Source organism: Saccharopolyspora erythraea (genome assembly GCF_018141105.1).
GTDB classification, from domain to species: Bacteria; Actinomycetota; Actinomycetes; order Mycobacteriales; family Pseudonocardiaceae; genus Saccharopolyspora_D; species Saccharopolyspora_D erythraea_A.
Genome location: NZ_CP054839.1, coordinates 2,944,271 through 2,958,166 on the forward strand (window position 1 = coordinate 2,944,271; position 13,896 = coordinate 2,958,166).

Below are 13,896 nucleotides of genomic sequence, written 5' to 3' on the forward strand. Positions count from 1 at the left end.
CAACGCGGCAGCCCGGGCGCTGCGTCGGTGACCACCAGGTGAGAGCCGGGGCTTGGATTCGCACACCTGTTTCGTCTACAACAGACCGAGTCGATCGAGGGACGAGGTTGCACGCGCGTGAGGTACGTCCGGCCTGGTCCAGGAGGAGGTGCCCATGCGGCGGGGACTACGGCGCTGGAGCGCTCTGGCGCTGACGACGGGTGTGCTGGCGGTGACGGCGCCGGCAGCGGCCTGGGGCGCGCCGCCGGCCGGCAGCGCCGAGCCGTCGCCACCCGCCCGTGCCGGTGGCGCCGAAGCACACCGGATGCCGGACAAGAGCATCGCCTTCTACGTCGGCAAGAACCGCTCCGAGAGCGGTTCGACGCTGATCGGCGGCTTCGGCCACGAGCCGTCGAGCCACTGGCTGGAGATCGTGCCGAGGCGGCACCACCCCGCGGGCGCCACCATCACGGTCGGCGCGACACCGGAGGCCGACCTGCCCGGACAGCTCACCCAGATCCCGCAGGTGCCCGAGACCGCCAAGTACATCACCTCCAACTACTCGGAGTTCGCCGGTTTTCCCGCGCCGCTGACCAACGGCGGCCTCAACGAGCACCAGGTCGCCGCCCGCGACGTCTGGTCGGACTCCCGCCCCGAGCTGGTCGCGATGACCCCGCCCGGGCAGACCGGGCCGAACTACAGCGACCTGTCCCGGATCGCGATGGAACGCGCGCACACCGCCCGCGAGGCCGTCGAGATCCTCGGTGACCTGATCAACAGGCACGGCTACACCACCTACGGCGGCAACTCGCACCTGTTCGCCGACAAGGACGAGGGCTGGATCTTCATCGAGCTCGCCGGTGGCAAGGGACTCTGGGCCGCCCAGCGCCTCGGCCCCGATGACGTCCGGGTGTCCTACCCGGGCTACATCGGCGACTTCCCGGCCGGCTTCCGCGGCAACCCCGACTTCATGGGCTCGCCGAACCTGGTCGACTTCGCCGTCCAGCAGGGCTGGTGGAACCCCGCTTCGGGGGAGCCGTTCAACATCCAGCGCGTCTACGGCACGCCGTTCCCCGGGCACCCGGGCAAGTCCGCACCGACCGACGAAGCCCCGTGGCGGCACCCGCCGACGTTGGAGGACGAGCTCCGGCAGCTCGGCAGGGTGTCCCTCGTGGACATGCAGCGGATGGTCCGCGATCCCCGCTGGTCCGACGACCGCTCCGGCTACGGGCAGGTCGCCGAGCTGCGCCCGGACCTGCCGCACCCGGACCTGGCGACGCTGTGGGTGGCCAACACCGCCGCGGTCACCGCGCCCTACATCCCGTTCCACATCGGAGCGGCCACCGTCCCGCCGGAGTACAGCCAGCACCGCTACCTCACCTCGGGCGCGGCGGCCGAGTACCTCAACCCCGAGTACGCCGCGCAGGAGGCGACCCGTTCGGCGACCTACGTGTCCAAGCGGCTGATGTACTACACCTGCGACCGCCCGGAGGTCTTCCTCAGCGGGGTCACGAGGGCGCTCGAAGGGTTCGAGGCGGGGATGCTCGCCGAGATCGGCGACGTCGAAAGGCAGGCCGCCGACGCCTACCGGACCGGCGACGACGAGCGCGCCAGGGCGCTGCTCACACAGTGGAGCGGTGACCGGGCGATGGAGGGCCTGGACCTGACCGAGTACCTCGTCGACGACGTCGAGCGGCGCACCAAGGAACAGTTCGGCATCCGCGAGCCCAAGATCGCGGTGCCGCCGGGGGTGACCGCCGACGCGCGGAGCCTCAGCATGGCCCTGCCCGCCGACGCCGTCACCGCCCGCGACCGGGTGAACTGCGACCTGGGCGGCGGCTGGGCCGAGGGTTCCACAGTGGACCGCAAGGGGCAGGTCGGTGATCCGGCGGCGGTTCCGGACTACCGGGCCGCGTCGGCGCGCGCACCGGAGTTCCCGTGGCTGCCGGTCGGTGTCGCGGCGATCGTCGGGCTTCTTGCGGGTGCCGGCGCGATGTTGCTGTTCCGGCGCAGGGCGTAGTGCCGTCGCCCGGCCCGGGTCAGCGCGCCGTTTCGAAGCGCACGACGTCGACCCGGGTCGCCGGCGCGATGCCGGGGTAGTGCAACTCCAGCGCCTCCAGGAGCGCTTGGCGGTCGTCGAAGCCGTCCCTGCGGGCGTCCTCGTCGGTGAGTTCCCGCAGCGAGGCCGCCCGCACCTCGGTCACCACGGCGTCGATCCGCGTCGATGTTCCGCCGCCCCCGTCGAAGACCAGCCGCACCGGCCCCGGCGACACCGGGTCGTGCACCCGGACGGTGGTGGTCTTGGCGCCCGCACGGACCGCGTCGAGGTAGGCCGGGTGCATGTGGAGCGCGGGGCCGGGGCCGCCCGGTTCGTAGGCGTGCCAGTCGAACGCGTGCGGTAGCAGTTCGCGGATCCCCACCGCCTCCAGGCCGTTCGGGCCGTGCACGACGACCCGGGTCTGCTGGTGGTAGTCGAACAGCACCTGCCTGCACCGGCCGCACGGCGAGATCACCGCACCGGTCCTCTTCATGACCGCCACGATCGTCTCCACCCGCACCGGGACCGCGCGTTCGGCCGCCCGGCCGAGCAGCACCAGCTCCGCGCACGGACCACCGGTGAAGTGGTAGGCGTTGACGCCGGTGACGATCTCGCCGCTCTCGTCGTAGGCGGCCGAGACCACCGTGTGGTCGTCGTGCTCGCCCAGGGACTCGGCGAGGCCGGTCGCGTGCCGGACCAGGTTCCAGTCTCGTTCGCTCAGCACAGCCGGTCACGCTAGATCAACGGCGGCGGTCCGGCACCCGGATTTCCGCGCCACACCGGACTTGTCCGAAGTGGAGTGTCGTCAACGGCTAGCCGGTGTGGCCGTCGTGGCTGCGGGCGAACTCGTTGCCGTGGTAGACGTCCCAGTTGATCGACCACGCCATCAGCCCGCGCAACCCCGGATAGGTGCCGTGCGGACGGTACGGGCCGCAGCCGGTCCCCGCGCGCAGGCAGTCCAGGGCCTTGTGCACCTCGGGCACCGGGGTGAAGCCGTTGCCCGCCGGGTTGGCCGCGGGCAGGCCGATCGCGACCTGCTCGGGCGCCAGCGGTGCGAAGGTGTTGGCGGGGTTGCCCGCCAGCGGGAACCCGGTGAGCAGCATGTCGATCATCGCGACGTGGAAGTCGGCGTTGCCCATCGTGTGGTACTGGCCGTCGAGGCCCATCACCGGGCCGGAGTTGTAGTTCTGCACGTGCAGCAGGTCAAGCTCGCCGCGCATCGCCTCGATGACCGGCAGGTACGCCCCGGCGCGCGGATCGGCACCGGTGCCGCCGCCGTAGTGCTGGTAGCCGACCTGCACGAAGAAGGTTTCCGGCGCCATGGTCAGCACGAACGACTCGCCGTACTTGCCGGTCAGGGCGCGCAGCGCGTCGATCAGGTTGACGATCACCGGGGTCTTGGGGTTGCGCACGTCGGTGTCGCCGGGGGCGAGCTCGAGGGAGTGGCCCTCGAAGTCGATGTCCAGCCCGTCGAGCCCGTAGCGGTCGATGATCGCGCTCGCCGACGACACGAAGGCGTCCCGGGCCGCCGCGGTCTCCAGCCGGACCTGCCCGTTGGCGCCGCCGACCGACAGCACGACCTTCTTGCCCTCGGACTGCTTCTGCCGGATACCGGCGATGAACTCCTGCTCGGTCTCGACCTCCGGGCACTCCGCGACCGGGCACAGCGAGAATTCCAGCTGCCCGGAGGTGGGCGAGGTGGGCTCGGCGAACGCGAGGTCGATGACGTCCCACTCCGGCGGCGCGTCGGCGATGCGGACGTAGCCCGAGCCGTTGGCGAAGCTGGTGTGCAGGTACCCGACGAGCGCGTGCGCGGGCACGTCCCGGGTGGCCGCGGGCTCCTCGGGCGGCCGGGCCGACGCGGAGGGTGCGAGGGTGAGCAGGGCGGCGCCGAGCGCGGCGGCGACGAGGGTGCGCGACATGCCTTCCTCCGATCCGCGGGCGGCCCGCGCGACGAGGAGCGGTGATCCGGACCGGACAAGTGGACTGGACCACTGTTGCGGTGTCAATGGTCTGGTCCATTTCGCGGCCGAGTGGCGCATCGCAGGCCGCCAGTAGGCCGCGTGCGCTGGCCGCGTCCCAGGCCCGGCGCCGCTCACGGAAACGGGAGCCACCCCGCGAGGGCAAGCCGAGCGCGGCCGGGAAGGCGCAAGCCGCCCCCCGGAAAAGCGAGGCGCCGCCGTGCCTCGCACGGCGGCGCCTCGCTGTCGCGGTCCTGTCGGTTCTCGCAGGTCAGCCGGGTCCGGGGCCCATCGGGCCCTTCCCGCCGGGCCCGCGGCGGCGCAGGTAGCGCTCGAACTCCGCGGCGATGGCGTCGCCGCTGGTCTCGGTGAGCGTCACCTCGGCGTCGCCCCGCTCCTCCAGTGCCCGGACGTAGTTGCGGACGTCCTCGTCCTCCTCGGCCATCTCGCTGACCGTGGTCTCCCACTCCTCGGCCTGCTCCGGCAGCGCCCCGAGCGGGACTTCGAGGTCCAGCGCCTCCTCGACGCGGTGCAGCAGCGCCAGGGTCGCCTTCGGCGACGGCGGCTGCGACACGTAGTGCGGCACGGCCGCCCAGAACGAGATGGCCGGGATCCCGGCCTGCACGCACGCGTCCTGGAAGATCCCGACGATGCCGGTCGGGCCCTCGTACTTGGACTGCTCCAGCCCGTAGCGGCTGGCCGAGGCCGAGTCGTAGGCCGCGCCGGTCACCGGCACCGGGCGCGTGTGCGGCGAGTCGGCGAGCAGCGCCCCGAGGGACACCACGGTGCTCGCGCCGATCCGCTCGACCTGGTCGACCAGCTCGCCGCAGAAGGCGCGCCAGCGCATGTTCGGCTCGATGCCGTGGACCAGCACGATGTCGCGCCCGGAGCCCGGCGGGCGGCACACCGACAGCCGGGTCGTGGGCCAGGTGATCTTCCTGGTGATGCCGTCCGCCAGCTTCACCGTCGGGCGCGAGACCTGGAAGTCGTAGTAGGGGTCCGGGTCGATCTCCGACAGCGGGGTCGCGTCCCAGGTGAGCTGGAGGTGTTCGATCGCGGAACTGGCGGCGTCGCCTGCGTCGTTCCAGCCTTCGAAGGCCGCCACCACGATCGGGTCGGTCAGCTCGGGCTGTTCGCGCGAGTCTTCTGCGGGGGTGGGGTCGCGATCGGTCACTGCGTCAGCCTACGACGGAGGGCGGACGAGAGCTTCCGACGTCGGCGAACCAGGCGTGCCGCGGAAGCCGCGAGCGGCCCCGGCCGGCGAATTGTGTCCAAGTCTGTTGCCTTTTGTCTGATTTGTTCGGATTGCTCACGCGTGACTGCGCGTTGCGGCCGCGTCGGCACCGGGTGGCGGGCGCGCTCGCGTGAACATGTCCACATCGGACAGCAGCGCGGGTCTCCTCCACTGTGGAACGCCGGTGTTCCGCTGCGGGGCAACCGCGATCCCGCGTCACAGCGGAGGCCGCACGCCCGGCAGCTGCCCCTTGCCGCTGCACTGCGGGCAGGTGCGCCACTCGCCCATGGTCATGCCGGTCCACATGTCCGCGGTGGCCTGGATGAGGTAGATCCGCGGCTCGCTGACCTTGCGGAAACCACCGCAGGTGAAGCACACCGCGCTGGGCACGCCAGCGATGTCGGCCCGATCGCGCTCCTCGTCCACGCCCCACAGTCTCCTACACCGGTACGAGCACGCCGCGACCCCGTCCGGCTCCGGCGCACGTCGCGTCGGACACTTTCGCTGGGAACGGCCCTGGTCGCTCTGCTCTACTGGAACCGACCCGACCACCACGTGAACACGGGGGACGCCTGCGCGATGACCGACGCCGCCGATCAGGGCCCGACCAGCCCGGCCGCCGTCTTGTTCGACATGGACGGCACCCTGGTCGACTCCGAGAAGCTCTGGACCATCGCTCTGGACGACTACGCCGCGCATCGGGGAGGCAGCCTGTCCGACGCCACCCGCGAGGTCATGGTCGGCTCGAACATGACCCGCAGCATGATCATGCTGCTGGAGGACCTCGGCCTGCCGACCGAGGACGCCGACGTCGACCACGCCGCGGCCTGGGTCGGGGCGCGCACCGCGGAGCTGTTCCGCGAGGGCCTGCCCTGGCGGCCCGGCGCCCCGGAGGCCCTGCGCACCGTCCGCGAGCACGGCATCCGCACCGCGCTGGTGACCTCCACCATCCGGTCGCTGGCCGAGATCGCGCTGGACACCATCGGACGCGACCACTTCGACATCACCGTCTGCGGTGACGAGGTCGACGGCCGCAACAAGCCCGACCCGGAGCCCTACCTGCGGGCCGCCCGCCTGCTCGGGGTGGACCCGGCCGAGTGCGTCGCGATCGAGGACTCGCCGACCGGGGTCGCCTCGGCCGAGGCCGCGGGCTGCACGGTGATCGCGATCCCGTGCGAGGTGCCGTTGCTGCCGGGCGACCGCCGCGTGCTGCGCGACTCGCTGGAAGGGCTCGACCTGACCACGCTCTCCACTGTCCTGGACGGGGCCGCGGCCTGATGGAGACGGCGGTGCTGCTCGCCGGGTACGGACCGGTCGGGCAGGCCTACGCCGGGCTGCTGCGCGAGCACCGGGCCGCCTGGCGCGACCGCTACGGCGTCGACCTGCGGCTGGTGGAGGTCCGCGGCAACCGGACCAGGACCTCGGTCGCCGCATCAGGCCAGGTCGCACCGCGCGAGGAGTGGGAGCCGGCCGACGACATCACCGACGCCCTCGCCCGCACGGGCGCGCACGTGTTCGCCCAGGCCGTGCCCTCCGACGGCGGCGACCGCGCGGCGCGGGAGGCGCTGGCCGCCCTCGCCGGCGGCGCGCACGTGGTGACGGCCACCAAGACCCACCTGCTCACCGAGTGGCACGCCCTGGACCGGGCGGCTCGCGCCGCGGGCCGGTCCGTCCGCGTCTCCGGCGCCACCGGCGCCGCCATGCCCGCCGGCGACCTCGCCCGCTCGGTCCTGCGCGGGTTCGACGTGCAGGCGGTGCGCGGCTGCCTCAACGGCACCGCGACGTTCGTCCTGGACCGGCTGGCAGAGGGCGTCCCGCCGGCCGACGCGGTTGCGCGGGCCCAGGAGCTGGGCATCGCCGAGGCCGACGTCTCGGCGGACCTGTCGGGCCGGGACGCGGCGACCAAGATGCGGCTGCTGGCGGCCTTGCTGTGGGGCTGGGACCCGGCCCGCACCGAGGTCAGCGCCGAGCCGGTGACCGCGCGCGACGTCGGACCAGGCCACCGGCTGCGCCACGTCGCCACCGCCGAGGCCGCCCGGCCCGGCGTGGTCGAGGTCCGGCTGAGCGCCGAGCCGGTGACCTCGCCGCTGGGCGCGCTGACCGGACCGGAGAAGGCCGTCACCTACGACTGCGGCGAGGCCGGGCCGGTGTCGGTCTCCGGCGGGCGCTCCAGCCCGCGCGGCGCGGCGTTGGCGATGGTCAAGGACACCCTCGGCGCGGTGCTGGAAGGCACCGCCGGGTTCCGGTGACGCCCGTGGCCACCGCGGGTCGCCTTCGGTGCCGGACGGGCCGGATGCAAGGATCGGACGTGTGAAGACCTTCGACGAACTGTTCGCCGAACTGCAGGAACGCGCCCGGACCCGCCCCGAGGGCTCGTCCACGGTGGCCGCGCTCGACGCCGGGGTGCACGCCCAGGGCAAGAAGGTCATCGAGGAAGCCGGCGAGGTGTGGATCGCCGCCGAGTACGAGTCCGACGAGGCGCTGGCCGAGGAGATCTCGCAGCTGCTGTACCGGTTGCAGGTCGTCATGCTCGGCCGCGGCCTGTCCCTCGAAGACGTCTACCGCTACCTCTGAAACACCGAGAAGAAGGAGATCAAGTCCCATGCTGCGTGTGGCAGTGCCCAACAAGGGCACGTTGGCCGGTCCCGCCTCCGAGATGCTCGCGGAAGCCGGGTACCGGCAGCGGCATGAGCAGCGGGACCTGACCGTCCTCGACCCGGTCAACGACGTCGAGTTCTTCTTCCTGCGGCCCAAGGACATCGCCATCTACGTCGGATCCGGCGAGCTCGACCTGGGCATCACCGGACGCGACCTGGCGCTGGACTCCGGCTCGCAGGTCGACGAGCGGCTGGCGCTGGGCTTCGGCGGCTCCAACTTCCGCTACGCCGCGCCGGCCGCGGCGGGGGAGTGGAGCGTCGGCGACCTCGCGGGCAGGCGGATCGCCACCTCCTACCCGCGGCTGGTCACCGACGACCTGGCCCGCTACGGCGTCAGCGCCGAGGTCATCCGCCTGGACGGCGCGGTGGAGATCTCCATCCAGCTCGGCGTGGCCGACGCGATCGCCGACGTCGTCGGCTCCGGGCGCACGCTGCGCCAGCACGGCCTGGTCGCCTTCGGCGACCCGATCTGCTCCTCGGAGGCGGTGGTGATCGAGCGCCGCGGCTCCGACCAGCAGGAGGCCAAGGACCGCCTGGTGGCCAGGCTGCAGGGCGTGGTGTTCGCCCAGCAGTACGTGATGCTGGACTACAACTGCCCGCGCGACCTGCTCGACGAGGCCGCGAAGCTGACCCCCGGGCTCGGCTCGCCGACGATGTCGCCGCTGGCCGACGAGAAGTGGGTCGCGGTCCGCGCGATGGTCTCCCGCAAGAAGGCCCCGGCGATCATGGACCGGCTCGCCGACTTCGGCGCGAAGGCGATCCTGTCGTCGGACATCCGCTCCTGCCGGATGTGAACGTGGTCCTGGAAACCGCTGTCCTCGACGTGGTCGCGGGCCGTGCGGTGGAGTTCGAGGCCGCTTTCGAGGAGGCCAGGCCGCTGGTGGCGGCCACGCCGGGCTTCCTCGGGCTCGAGCTGCGCCGGTGCCTGGAGCGGCCCGGCCGGTACCGGCTGCTGATCCGCTGGCGGTCGGTGCGCGACCACGAGGTGGGCTTCCGCCAAGGCCCGAACTACCCGCGCTGGAAGCAGCTCCTGCACCACTTCTACGACCCGTTCCCGGTCGTCGAGCATTACGAGCTGGTGACCTCCGACGCCGAAATGCCCGAAATCGCCGGTTGATCCATCGATTCTCTTCCCGGGTCGCTGCACAACGGCGGCCCGGGAAGTCATAATTGCCTCCAACGAAACGATCTTGAACTGTTCGTCGGGGGTGGGAAATGGCCGTCGTGACACCGGGATCCTCGCCACCGCAGTGGGATCTCTACCCTGGGATGCCCTGCTGGATCGAGCTGATCACCACCGACGCCGAGCGGGCGTGCGAGTTCTACGCGGGCCTGTTCAGCTGGGAGTACCGGCTGCACCGGGACCCGGAAGCGGGCGAGCACCTGATCGCCCTGCACGACGGTTTCCCGGTCGCCAGCATCCGCGCCGCCTCGGGTGAGCACTCGGTGTGGCGGCTCTACCTGGCCACCGGGGACAGCGCGGCCGCCGCGGAGGAGGCGACCCGCCTCGGCGCCGCGATCACCGTGCCCCGCAACCACGTCAGCGGCCTCGGCACGAAGGTCGTGCTGACGGGGCCCAGCGACGCCGAGTTCGGCCTGCTGGAACCGGAGGAGGGCTGGCAGTTCGACGTCGGCCTGCCGGGCACCCTGATGTGGGCCGAGCTGGTGACGATCAAGGCCCAGACCGCCGACGTGTTCTTCCAGGAGCTCTTCGGCTACGACCACGAGCAGTTCGGCACCGAGGGGCGCTCGGACTACTCGGTCTGGTACCTCGGGGAGGAGTCGGTGCTGGCCCGGGTCAGCATGATCCGCGAGTTCATCACCGCCCACACCAGGCCGCACTGGCTGCTGTACCTGGGCGTGGACCGGGCGCGCGGCACCGACGAGGTGGTGCGCGAGGCGATCGGGCTCGGTGGGCGGGTCCGGGTCGACCCCTACGACTCCAGCATCGGGCGGGTCGCGGTGCTGCGCGATCCGACGGGCGCCCGGTTCGCCGTGGTCGACCCGAGCCAGGCGGGCAACTTCGGCACCGCGGCCAACTTCGATCCCTACGACGACTGACGCGGAGGCGACCGCGGCGACCTGCCGCGGTCGCTTTCCCTGCCCGGCAACGGAAACGGGCCCGACCGGCCACAGTGGAGTGACACTCAGCGCGGGCTGATGAACAGCGACTGCGCGCCGCGGCCCACCGGGCCGCGCACGTCGCGCAGCACGCTGCTCGCGACGCCGGCACCGTCGGCCCCCACCGCGCTCTCGGCATCCATGCCGATCCACTCGCCCGCCGCTTCCCGGTGCACGTGGACCGTCAGGTCGGTGTTGGCGAACGACCATTCGGCCATGCTGATCGAGCTCGAAACCCCGCTGGCGGAGTCGGCGATGGCCAGCAGGCGTTGCAGACTGCTCGGTTCCTCACCCGCGACCAGCGGCATCCGCAGCCTCGCCCACACCTGGACGCGGCCGGTGCCGAGCGTGGCCGGGTCGGCCACCCGCCACTCGACCGCCGCCGCGTAGCCGCCGCTCCACCCGCCCGGGATGACCATCTCCGGCAGGTCCAGCGGCACGACGGGGTCGGAGGCGACGCCGGCGACCTGCCCGGTGTCCGACCGGGCCGAGCGCCACGCCCGCGCCGTCGCCGCGACCCGGCCGCCGGAGGTGAGCTCGGCCGAGACCAGCTCCACCGATCTGCCAGGACGCAGGAGCTCGGCGCGCAGCCCGACCTCGCCGACCGGGACCGGGCCCATGACGTCGACGCTCACCCGGCGCAGCGCGACGCCTGCCCCGGGCGAGCACGACTCCAGCTCGCGCACCAGCAGCGCCGCGACCGGACCGAGGTGCTGGGCCTGGTCCGACCAGGGCCCCGCGGTGTGCCCGGTCGCCAGGTAGCGGTCCTCGCCCACCGGTTCGTAGAACACCTCACCGGCCACTCGTTCGCCGCCTCTCAGTCGGTGCGGTCCAGCACCGTCTCCGGTCCGGGGTCCGGCTCCGGCCAGCCGGGGTAGGGCGGCGGGGTCCCGCCGAAGGCCGGGCACAGCGGCTTGTGGTCGCAGTAGTCGCACAGCCTGCTCGGGTTCGGCCGGAAGTCACCGGTGCGGCCCGCCTTGAGGATGGCCTGCCAGATGGCCTCCAGAGTCCGCTCGAAGCGCCGCAGCTCGGCCTCGTCGGGGGTGTAGGCCAGCGACTGCTTGTCCGAGAGGTACATCAGCAGCAGCTGCCGGGGGATCTCACCCCGGGTGCGCCACAGCACCAGGGCGTAGAACTTCATCTGGAACATCGCCTTGGCCTCGCCGATCTCGCGCGGCGCGGCACCGGTCTTGTAGTCGACCAGCCGGATCTCCCCGGTGGGTGCGACGTCGACGCGGTCGATGAAGCCGCGTAGCAGCACGCCCGACTCCAGCTCGGTCTCCACCCGCAGCTCGCAGGCCTCCGGCTCCAGGCGGCGCGGGTCCTCCAACTCGAAGTAGGAGTCCAGCAGGGCGTTGGCCGAGTCCAGCCACCCGGCCAGCTCGGGATCGTCGGCCCCGTCGAACAGCGCGCCGAGCCCGGGCTCGGCGGCCAGCAGGTCCTCCCAGGCCGGCGCCAGCAGCGCGCGGGCCCGCTCCGGGCCGCGCTCGGCGGTGGGCAGCGAGAACAGCCGCTCCAGCACCGAGTGCACCACGGTGCCGCGCACCTGCGCCCTGGTCGGGGTCTCGGGCAACCGGTCCACCGCGCGGAACCGGTAGAGCAACGGGCACTGCTTGAAGTCCCCCGCCCGGGACGGCGAGAGCGCCGGCCGCCGGACGCCTGCCGGCTGCTGAGGTGCGGTTTCCGCCTGCGAGTCGACCATGGTCCCAGACCCTAGATGAGCTGCCCGACACGCTTGACGGCGTGCCGGGTCACGACCCGGTCACCTCCGCCGTTCTACGCTGCGCCCATGGCGACCACGTCCGGACGGGGCCGAGCGCGGCACGGCGAAGGAGGGCTCCTGCTGTGCCGGGTCGCCGGCGTGCCGGTGCTGCTGTCGCCGTCGTGGTGGGTGGGTGCGGCGGTGGTCGTCCTGCTCTACACGCCGCTGGTGGGCCGTCTGCTGCCCGGTGCGACGAGCCTGACCAGCGGGCTGGTCGCGGCCGCTTTCACGGTGCTGCTGGCGCTTTCGGTCCTGCTGCACGAGCTCGGGCACTGCGTGGTCGCGCTGCGCCTCGGACTGCCGGTGCGCCGCGTGCGGCTGTTCCTGCTCGGCGGGATCACCGAGATCTCCAGGACACCGCCCAGACCCGGCCAGGAAGGCGTCGTCGCGGTCGCCGGACCGGCGGTGTCGATCGCGCTGGCCGGGCTCACCGGCGTCGGCTGGCTGGCACTGCCGCCGGGCGGGGCGGTGTGGCTGCTGGTCGCCCAGACCTGCGTGGCCAACCTCGCGGTGGGTCTCTTCAACCTGCTGCCCGGACTGCCACTCGACGGCGGGCGGATGCTGCGGGCGCTGACCTGGGCTGTGACCGGACGGCGGCACGCGGGTACGACCGCGGGGGTCGTCGGCGCCGGAGCCGTCGCGGTGGGGCTGATCGTGTGGGCGCTGGTCGGGCTGCTGGGCAACGCCGAGGACCAGTGGCTGCGACTGGGCGTGTGCGTGCTGCTGGCCTGGTTCGTCGTCGCCGGGGCCGGCTCCGAGCACAACGCGGAGCAGCGCAGGCACTGGCCGGACGGGCTGCGGCTGGAGGAGCTGGTCCGCCCGGTGCTGCAACTGCCCGCCGAGAGCCCGGTGCGCGACGCGCTGGTCGCCGCCGCGGGCCGCGGCGTGGTGCTGGTGCGCGCCGACGGCCTGGCCGTCGGGCTGCTCGACGAGACCGCGGCCGAGCGGCTGGCCGCCCACGCGCCGCTGGAGCCCGCGGAGCGGGCGTCGGAGCCGGTCGGCCCGGACACCATCCTGCTCGCGGGCGAGCCGCCCGAGGCGGTCCTCGAACGTGTGCAGTCGGTACTGGCCTGGCAGTTCCTGGTCCTCGACGCCGACGGCAGGCCCAACGGAGTCCTGCGCCGCGAGGATCTGCGCAGCGCGCTGCACGCGCACGCACGGCGCGGGTGAGCGAGGAAGCGCCGGGTCCTTCTGGGACGATGGTCCGCCGTGCCCGCCGGTCGGCGGACAGACATCCAGGAGGTTAGACGCGAGTGAGCACCGTCAGCGGTGAGTTCCGGCCGGGCGACCGGGTCCAGTTGACCGACCCGAAGGGACGGCACTACACCGTCGTCCTGCAGGCCGGCGGCGAGTACCACACCCACCGCGGCGCGCTCGCCCACGACGACCTGATCGGCAGCCCGGAGGGCTCGGTGGTCACCTCCGCGGGCGGCACCTCGTTCCTGGCCGTGCGGCCCCTGCTCGCCGACTACGTGCTCTCGATGCCGCGCGGGGCGCAGGTCATCTACCCCAAGGACGCCGCGCAGATCCTCATGTGGGGCGACATCAGGCCCGGTGCGCGGGTACTGGAGGCCGGTGCGGGCTCCGGGGCGCTGACCTGCTCGCTGCTGCGCGCGGTGGGGGACGGGGGCAGCGTCATCTCCTACGAGGTCCGCGAGGACCACGCCGAGCACGCCGAGCGCAACGTTCGCAAGTTCTTCGGCGACGTGCCCGCGAACTGGTCCCTGCGCGTCGGCGACGTCAAGGACTACGACGGCGGTCAGGTCGACCGGGTGGTGCTGGACATGCTCTCGCCATGGGACGTGCTCGACACGGTGTTCGACAACCTCGTGCCCGGTGGGGTGCTGGTGGTGTACGTGGCCACCACCACCCAGCTCTCGCGGGTGACCGAGGCCATCCGGGAGCAGCAGTGCTGGACCGAGCCGCAGGCGTGGGAGACGCTGGTCCGGCCGTGGCACGTGGTCGGCATGGCGGTCCGCCCGGAGCACCGGATGGTCGCCCACACCGCGTTCCTGCTGGTCACGCGCAGGCTGGCGGACGGCGTGACCCCGCCGAGGCCCCAGCGCAGGCCGAGCAAGGGCTGAGCCGGGCGGGCGCCGATGCGAAACGGCCCGCCCCGGCTTCACGCCGGGACGGGCCGCTCG

General features: G+C 72.7%; 15 protein-coding genes. 9 read left to right on the top strand and 6 right to left on the bottom strand.

All coding sequences use genetic code 11. The annotated features are described in order from the left end of the window. Positions 1 to 154 precede the first annotated feature (154 nt). On the top strand, positions 155 to 1,999 hold the full coding sequence (locus tag HUO13_RS13755) for a C69 family dipeptidase (protein WP_249124773.1): 1,845 nt from the start codon (positions 155 to 157) through the stop codon (positions 1,997 to 1,999). 19 nt (positions 2,000 to 2,018) lie between these two features. On the opposite strand, the gene HUO13_RS13760 is transcribed toward HUO13_RS13755, so the two are convergent. The 4 genes from HUO13_RS13760 to HUO13_RS13775 form a co-directional block, all read right to left on the bottom strand. Next, positions 2,019 to 2,741, bottom strand: coding sequence for an ASCH domain-containing protein (locus HUO13_RS13760; protein ID WP_211901758.1), 723 nt, complete (start codon positions 2,739 to 2,741; stop codon positions 2,019 to 2,021). Positions 2,742 to 2,829: 88 nt separating this feature from the next. After that, positions 2,830 to 3,939: a chitinase gene (locus HUO13_RS13765; RefSeq protein ID WP_211901759.1), complete on the bottom strand. Its 1,110-nt coding sequence runs from the start codon at positions 3,937 to 3,939 to the stop codon at positions 2,830 to 2,832. A 310-nt stretch (positions 3,940 to 4,249) separates the two neighbouring features. Next, on the bottom strand, positions 4,250 to 5,152 hold the full coding sequence (locus HUO13_RS13770) for a PAC2 family protein (protein WP_211901760.1): 903 nt from the start codon (positions 5,150 to 5,152) through the stop codon (positions 4,250 to 4,252). Between the two features lie 276 nt (positions 5,153 to 5,428). After that, a complete protein-coding gene (locus HUO13_RS13775) occupies positions 5,429 to 5,638 on the bottom strand; it encodes a hypothetical protein (protein ID WP_211901761.1) in 210 nt (69 codons plus the stop codon). A 153-nt stretch (positions 5,639 to 5,791) separates the two neighbouring features. Between HUO13_RS13775 and HUO13_RS13780 the strand changes: the two genes are divergently transcribed. From HUO13_RS13780 to HUO13_RS13805, 6 genes are all read left to right on the top strand, one after another. Next, positions 5,792 to 6,490 carry an HAD family hydrolase gene (locus HUO13_RS13780; protein ID WP_211901762.1) on the top strand — a complete coding sequence of 233 codons (699 nt, stop codon included), beginning with the start codon at positions 5,792 to 5,794 and terminating at the stop codon, positions 6,488 to 6,490. Continuing rightward, entirely contained in the window at positions 6,490 to 7,461 is a 972-nt protein-coding gene (locus HUO13_RS13785; protein ID WP_211901763.1) for a homoserine dehydrogenase, read from the top strand. Before HUO13_RS13780 ends, HUO13_RS13785 begins: the two co-directional genes overlap by 1 nt. A 61-nt stretch (positions 7,462 to 7,522) precedes the next feature. Beyond that, positions 7,523 to 7,786 (top strand): phosphoribosyl-ATP diphosphatase, encoded by a 264-nt coding sequence (locus tag HUO13_RS13790; protein ID WP_211901764.1) that lies wholly within the window; start codon positions 7,523 to 7,525, stop codon positions 7,784 to 7,786. Positions 7,787 to 7,814: 28 nt separating this feature from the next. Next, positions 7,815 to 8,663 (top strand): ATP phosphoribosyltransferase, encoded by an 849-nt coding sequence (gene hisG, locus HUO13_RS13795; protein ID WP_211901765.1) that lies wholly within the window; start codon positions 7,815 to 7,817, stop codon positions 8,661 to 8,663. A 2-nt stretch (positions 8,664 to 8,665) separates the two neighbouring features. Beyond that, positions 8,666 to 8,986, top strand: coding sequence for an antibiotic biosynthesis monooxygenase family protein (locus tag HUO13_RS13800; RefSeq protein ID WP_249124774.1), 321 nt, complete (start codon positions 8,666 to 8,668; stop codon positions 8,984 to 8,986). Between the two features lie 98 nt (positions 8,987 to 9,084). Further along, entirely contained in the window at positions 9,085 to 9,930 is an 846-nt protein-coding gene (locus HUO13_RS13805; protein ID WP_211901767.1) for a VOC family protein, read from the top strand. 86 nt (positions 9,931 to 10,016) lie between these two features. On the opposite strand, the gene HUO13_RS13810 is transcribed toward HUO13_RS13805, so the two are convergent. Continuing rightward, positions 10,017 to 10,793, bottom strand: coding sequence for a thioesterase family protein (locus HUO13_RS13810; protein WP_211901768.1), 777 nt, complete (start codon positions 10,791 to 10,793; stop codon positions 10,017 to 10,019). Positions 10,794 to 10,807: 14 nt separating this feature from the next. Beyond that, a complete protein-coding gene (locus HUO13_RS13815; RefSeq protein ID WP_211901769.1) occupies positions 10,808 to 11,692 on the bottom strand; it encodes a RecB family exonuclease in 885 nt (294 codons plus the stop codon). A gap of 87 nt (positions 11,693 to 11,779) precedes the next feature. On the opposite strand from HUO13_RS13815, the gene HUO13_RS13820 reads away from it, so the two are divergent. Together HUO13_RS13820 and HUO13_RS13825 are read left to right on the top strand one after the other, a co-directional pair. Continuing rightward, on the top strand, positions 11,780 to 12,922 hold the full coding sequence (locus HUO13_RS13820; protein WP_211901770.1) for a site-2 protease family protein: 1,143 nt from the start codon (positions 11,780 to 11,782) through the stop codon (positions 12,920 to 12,922). A gap of 83 nt (positions 12,923 to 13,005) precedes the next feature. After that, on the top strand, positions 13,006 to 13,836 hold the full coding sequence (locus HUO13_RS13825; protein WP_211901771.1) for a tRNA (adenine-N1)-methyltransferase: 831 nt from the start codon (positions 13,006 to 13,008) through the stop codon (positions 13,834 to 13,836). The last annotated feature ends 60 nt before the right edge of the window (positions 13,837 to 13,896 follow it).

Excerpts from the sequence above, each read along its gene's own strand:
- HUO13_RS13755 (WP_249124773.1), top strand. The coding sequence starts at position 155 with ATGCGGCGGGGACTACGGCGCTGGAGCGCTCTGGCGCTGACGACGGGT.
- HUO13_RS13765 (WP_211901759.1), bottom strand. The coding sequence starts at position 3,939 with ATGTCGCGCACCCTCGTCGCCGCCGCGCTCGGCGCCGCCCTGCTCACC.
- HUO13_RS13780 (WP_211901762.1), top strand. The coding sequence starts at position 5,792 with ATGACCGACGCCGCCGATCAGGGCCCGACCAGCCCGGCCGCCGTCTTG.
- HUO13_RS13785 (WP_211901763.1), top strand. The coding sequence starts at position 6,490 with ATGGAGACGGCGGTGCTGCTCGCCGGGTACGGACCGGTCGGGCAGGCC.
- hisG (WP_211901765.1), top strand. The coding sequence starts at position 7,815 with ATGCTGCGTGTGGCAGTGCCCAACAAGGGCACGTTGGCCGGTCCCGCC.
- HUO13_RS13805 (WP_211901767.1), top strand. The coding sequence starts at position 9,085 with ATGGCCGTCGTGACACCGGGATCCTCGCCACCGCAGTGGGATCTCTAC.
- HUO13_RS13815 (WP_211901769.1), bottom strand. The coding sequence starts at position 11,692 with ATGGTCGACTCGCAGGCGGAAACCGCACCTCAGCAGCCGGCAGGCGTC.
- HUO13_RS13820 (WP_211901770.1), top strand. The coding sequence starts at position 11,780 with ATGGCGACCACGTCCGGACGGGGCCGAGCGCGGCACGGCGAAGGAGGG.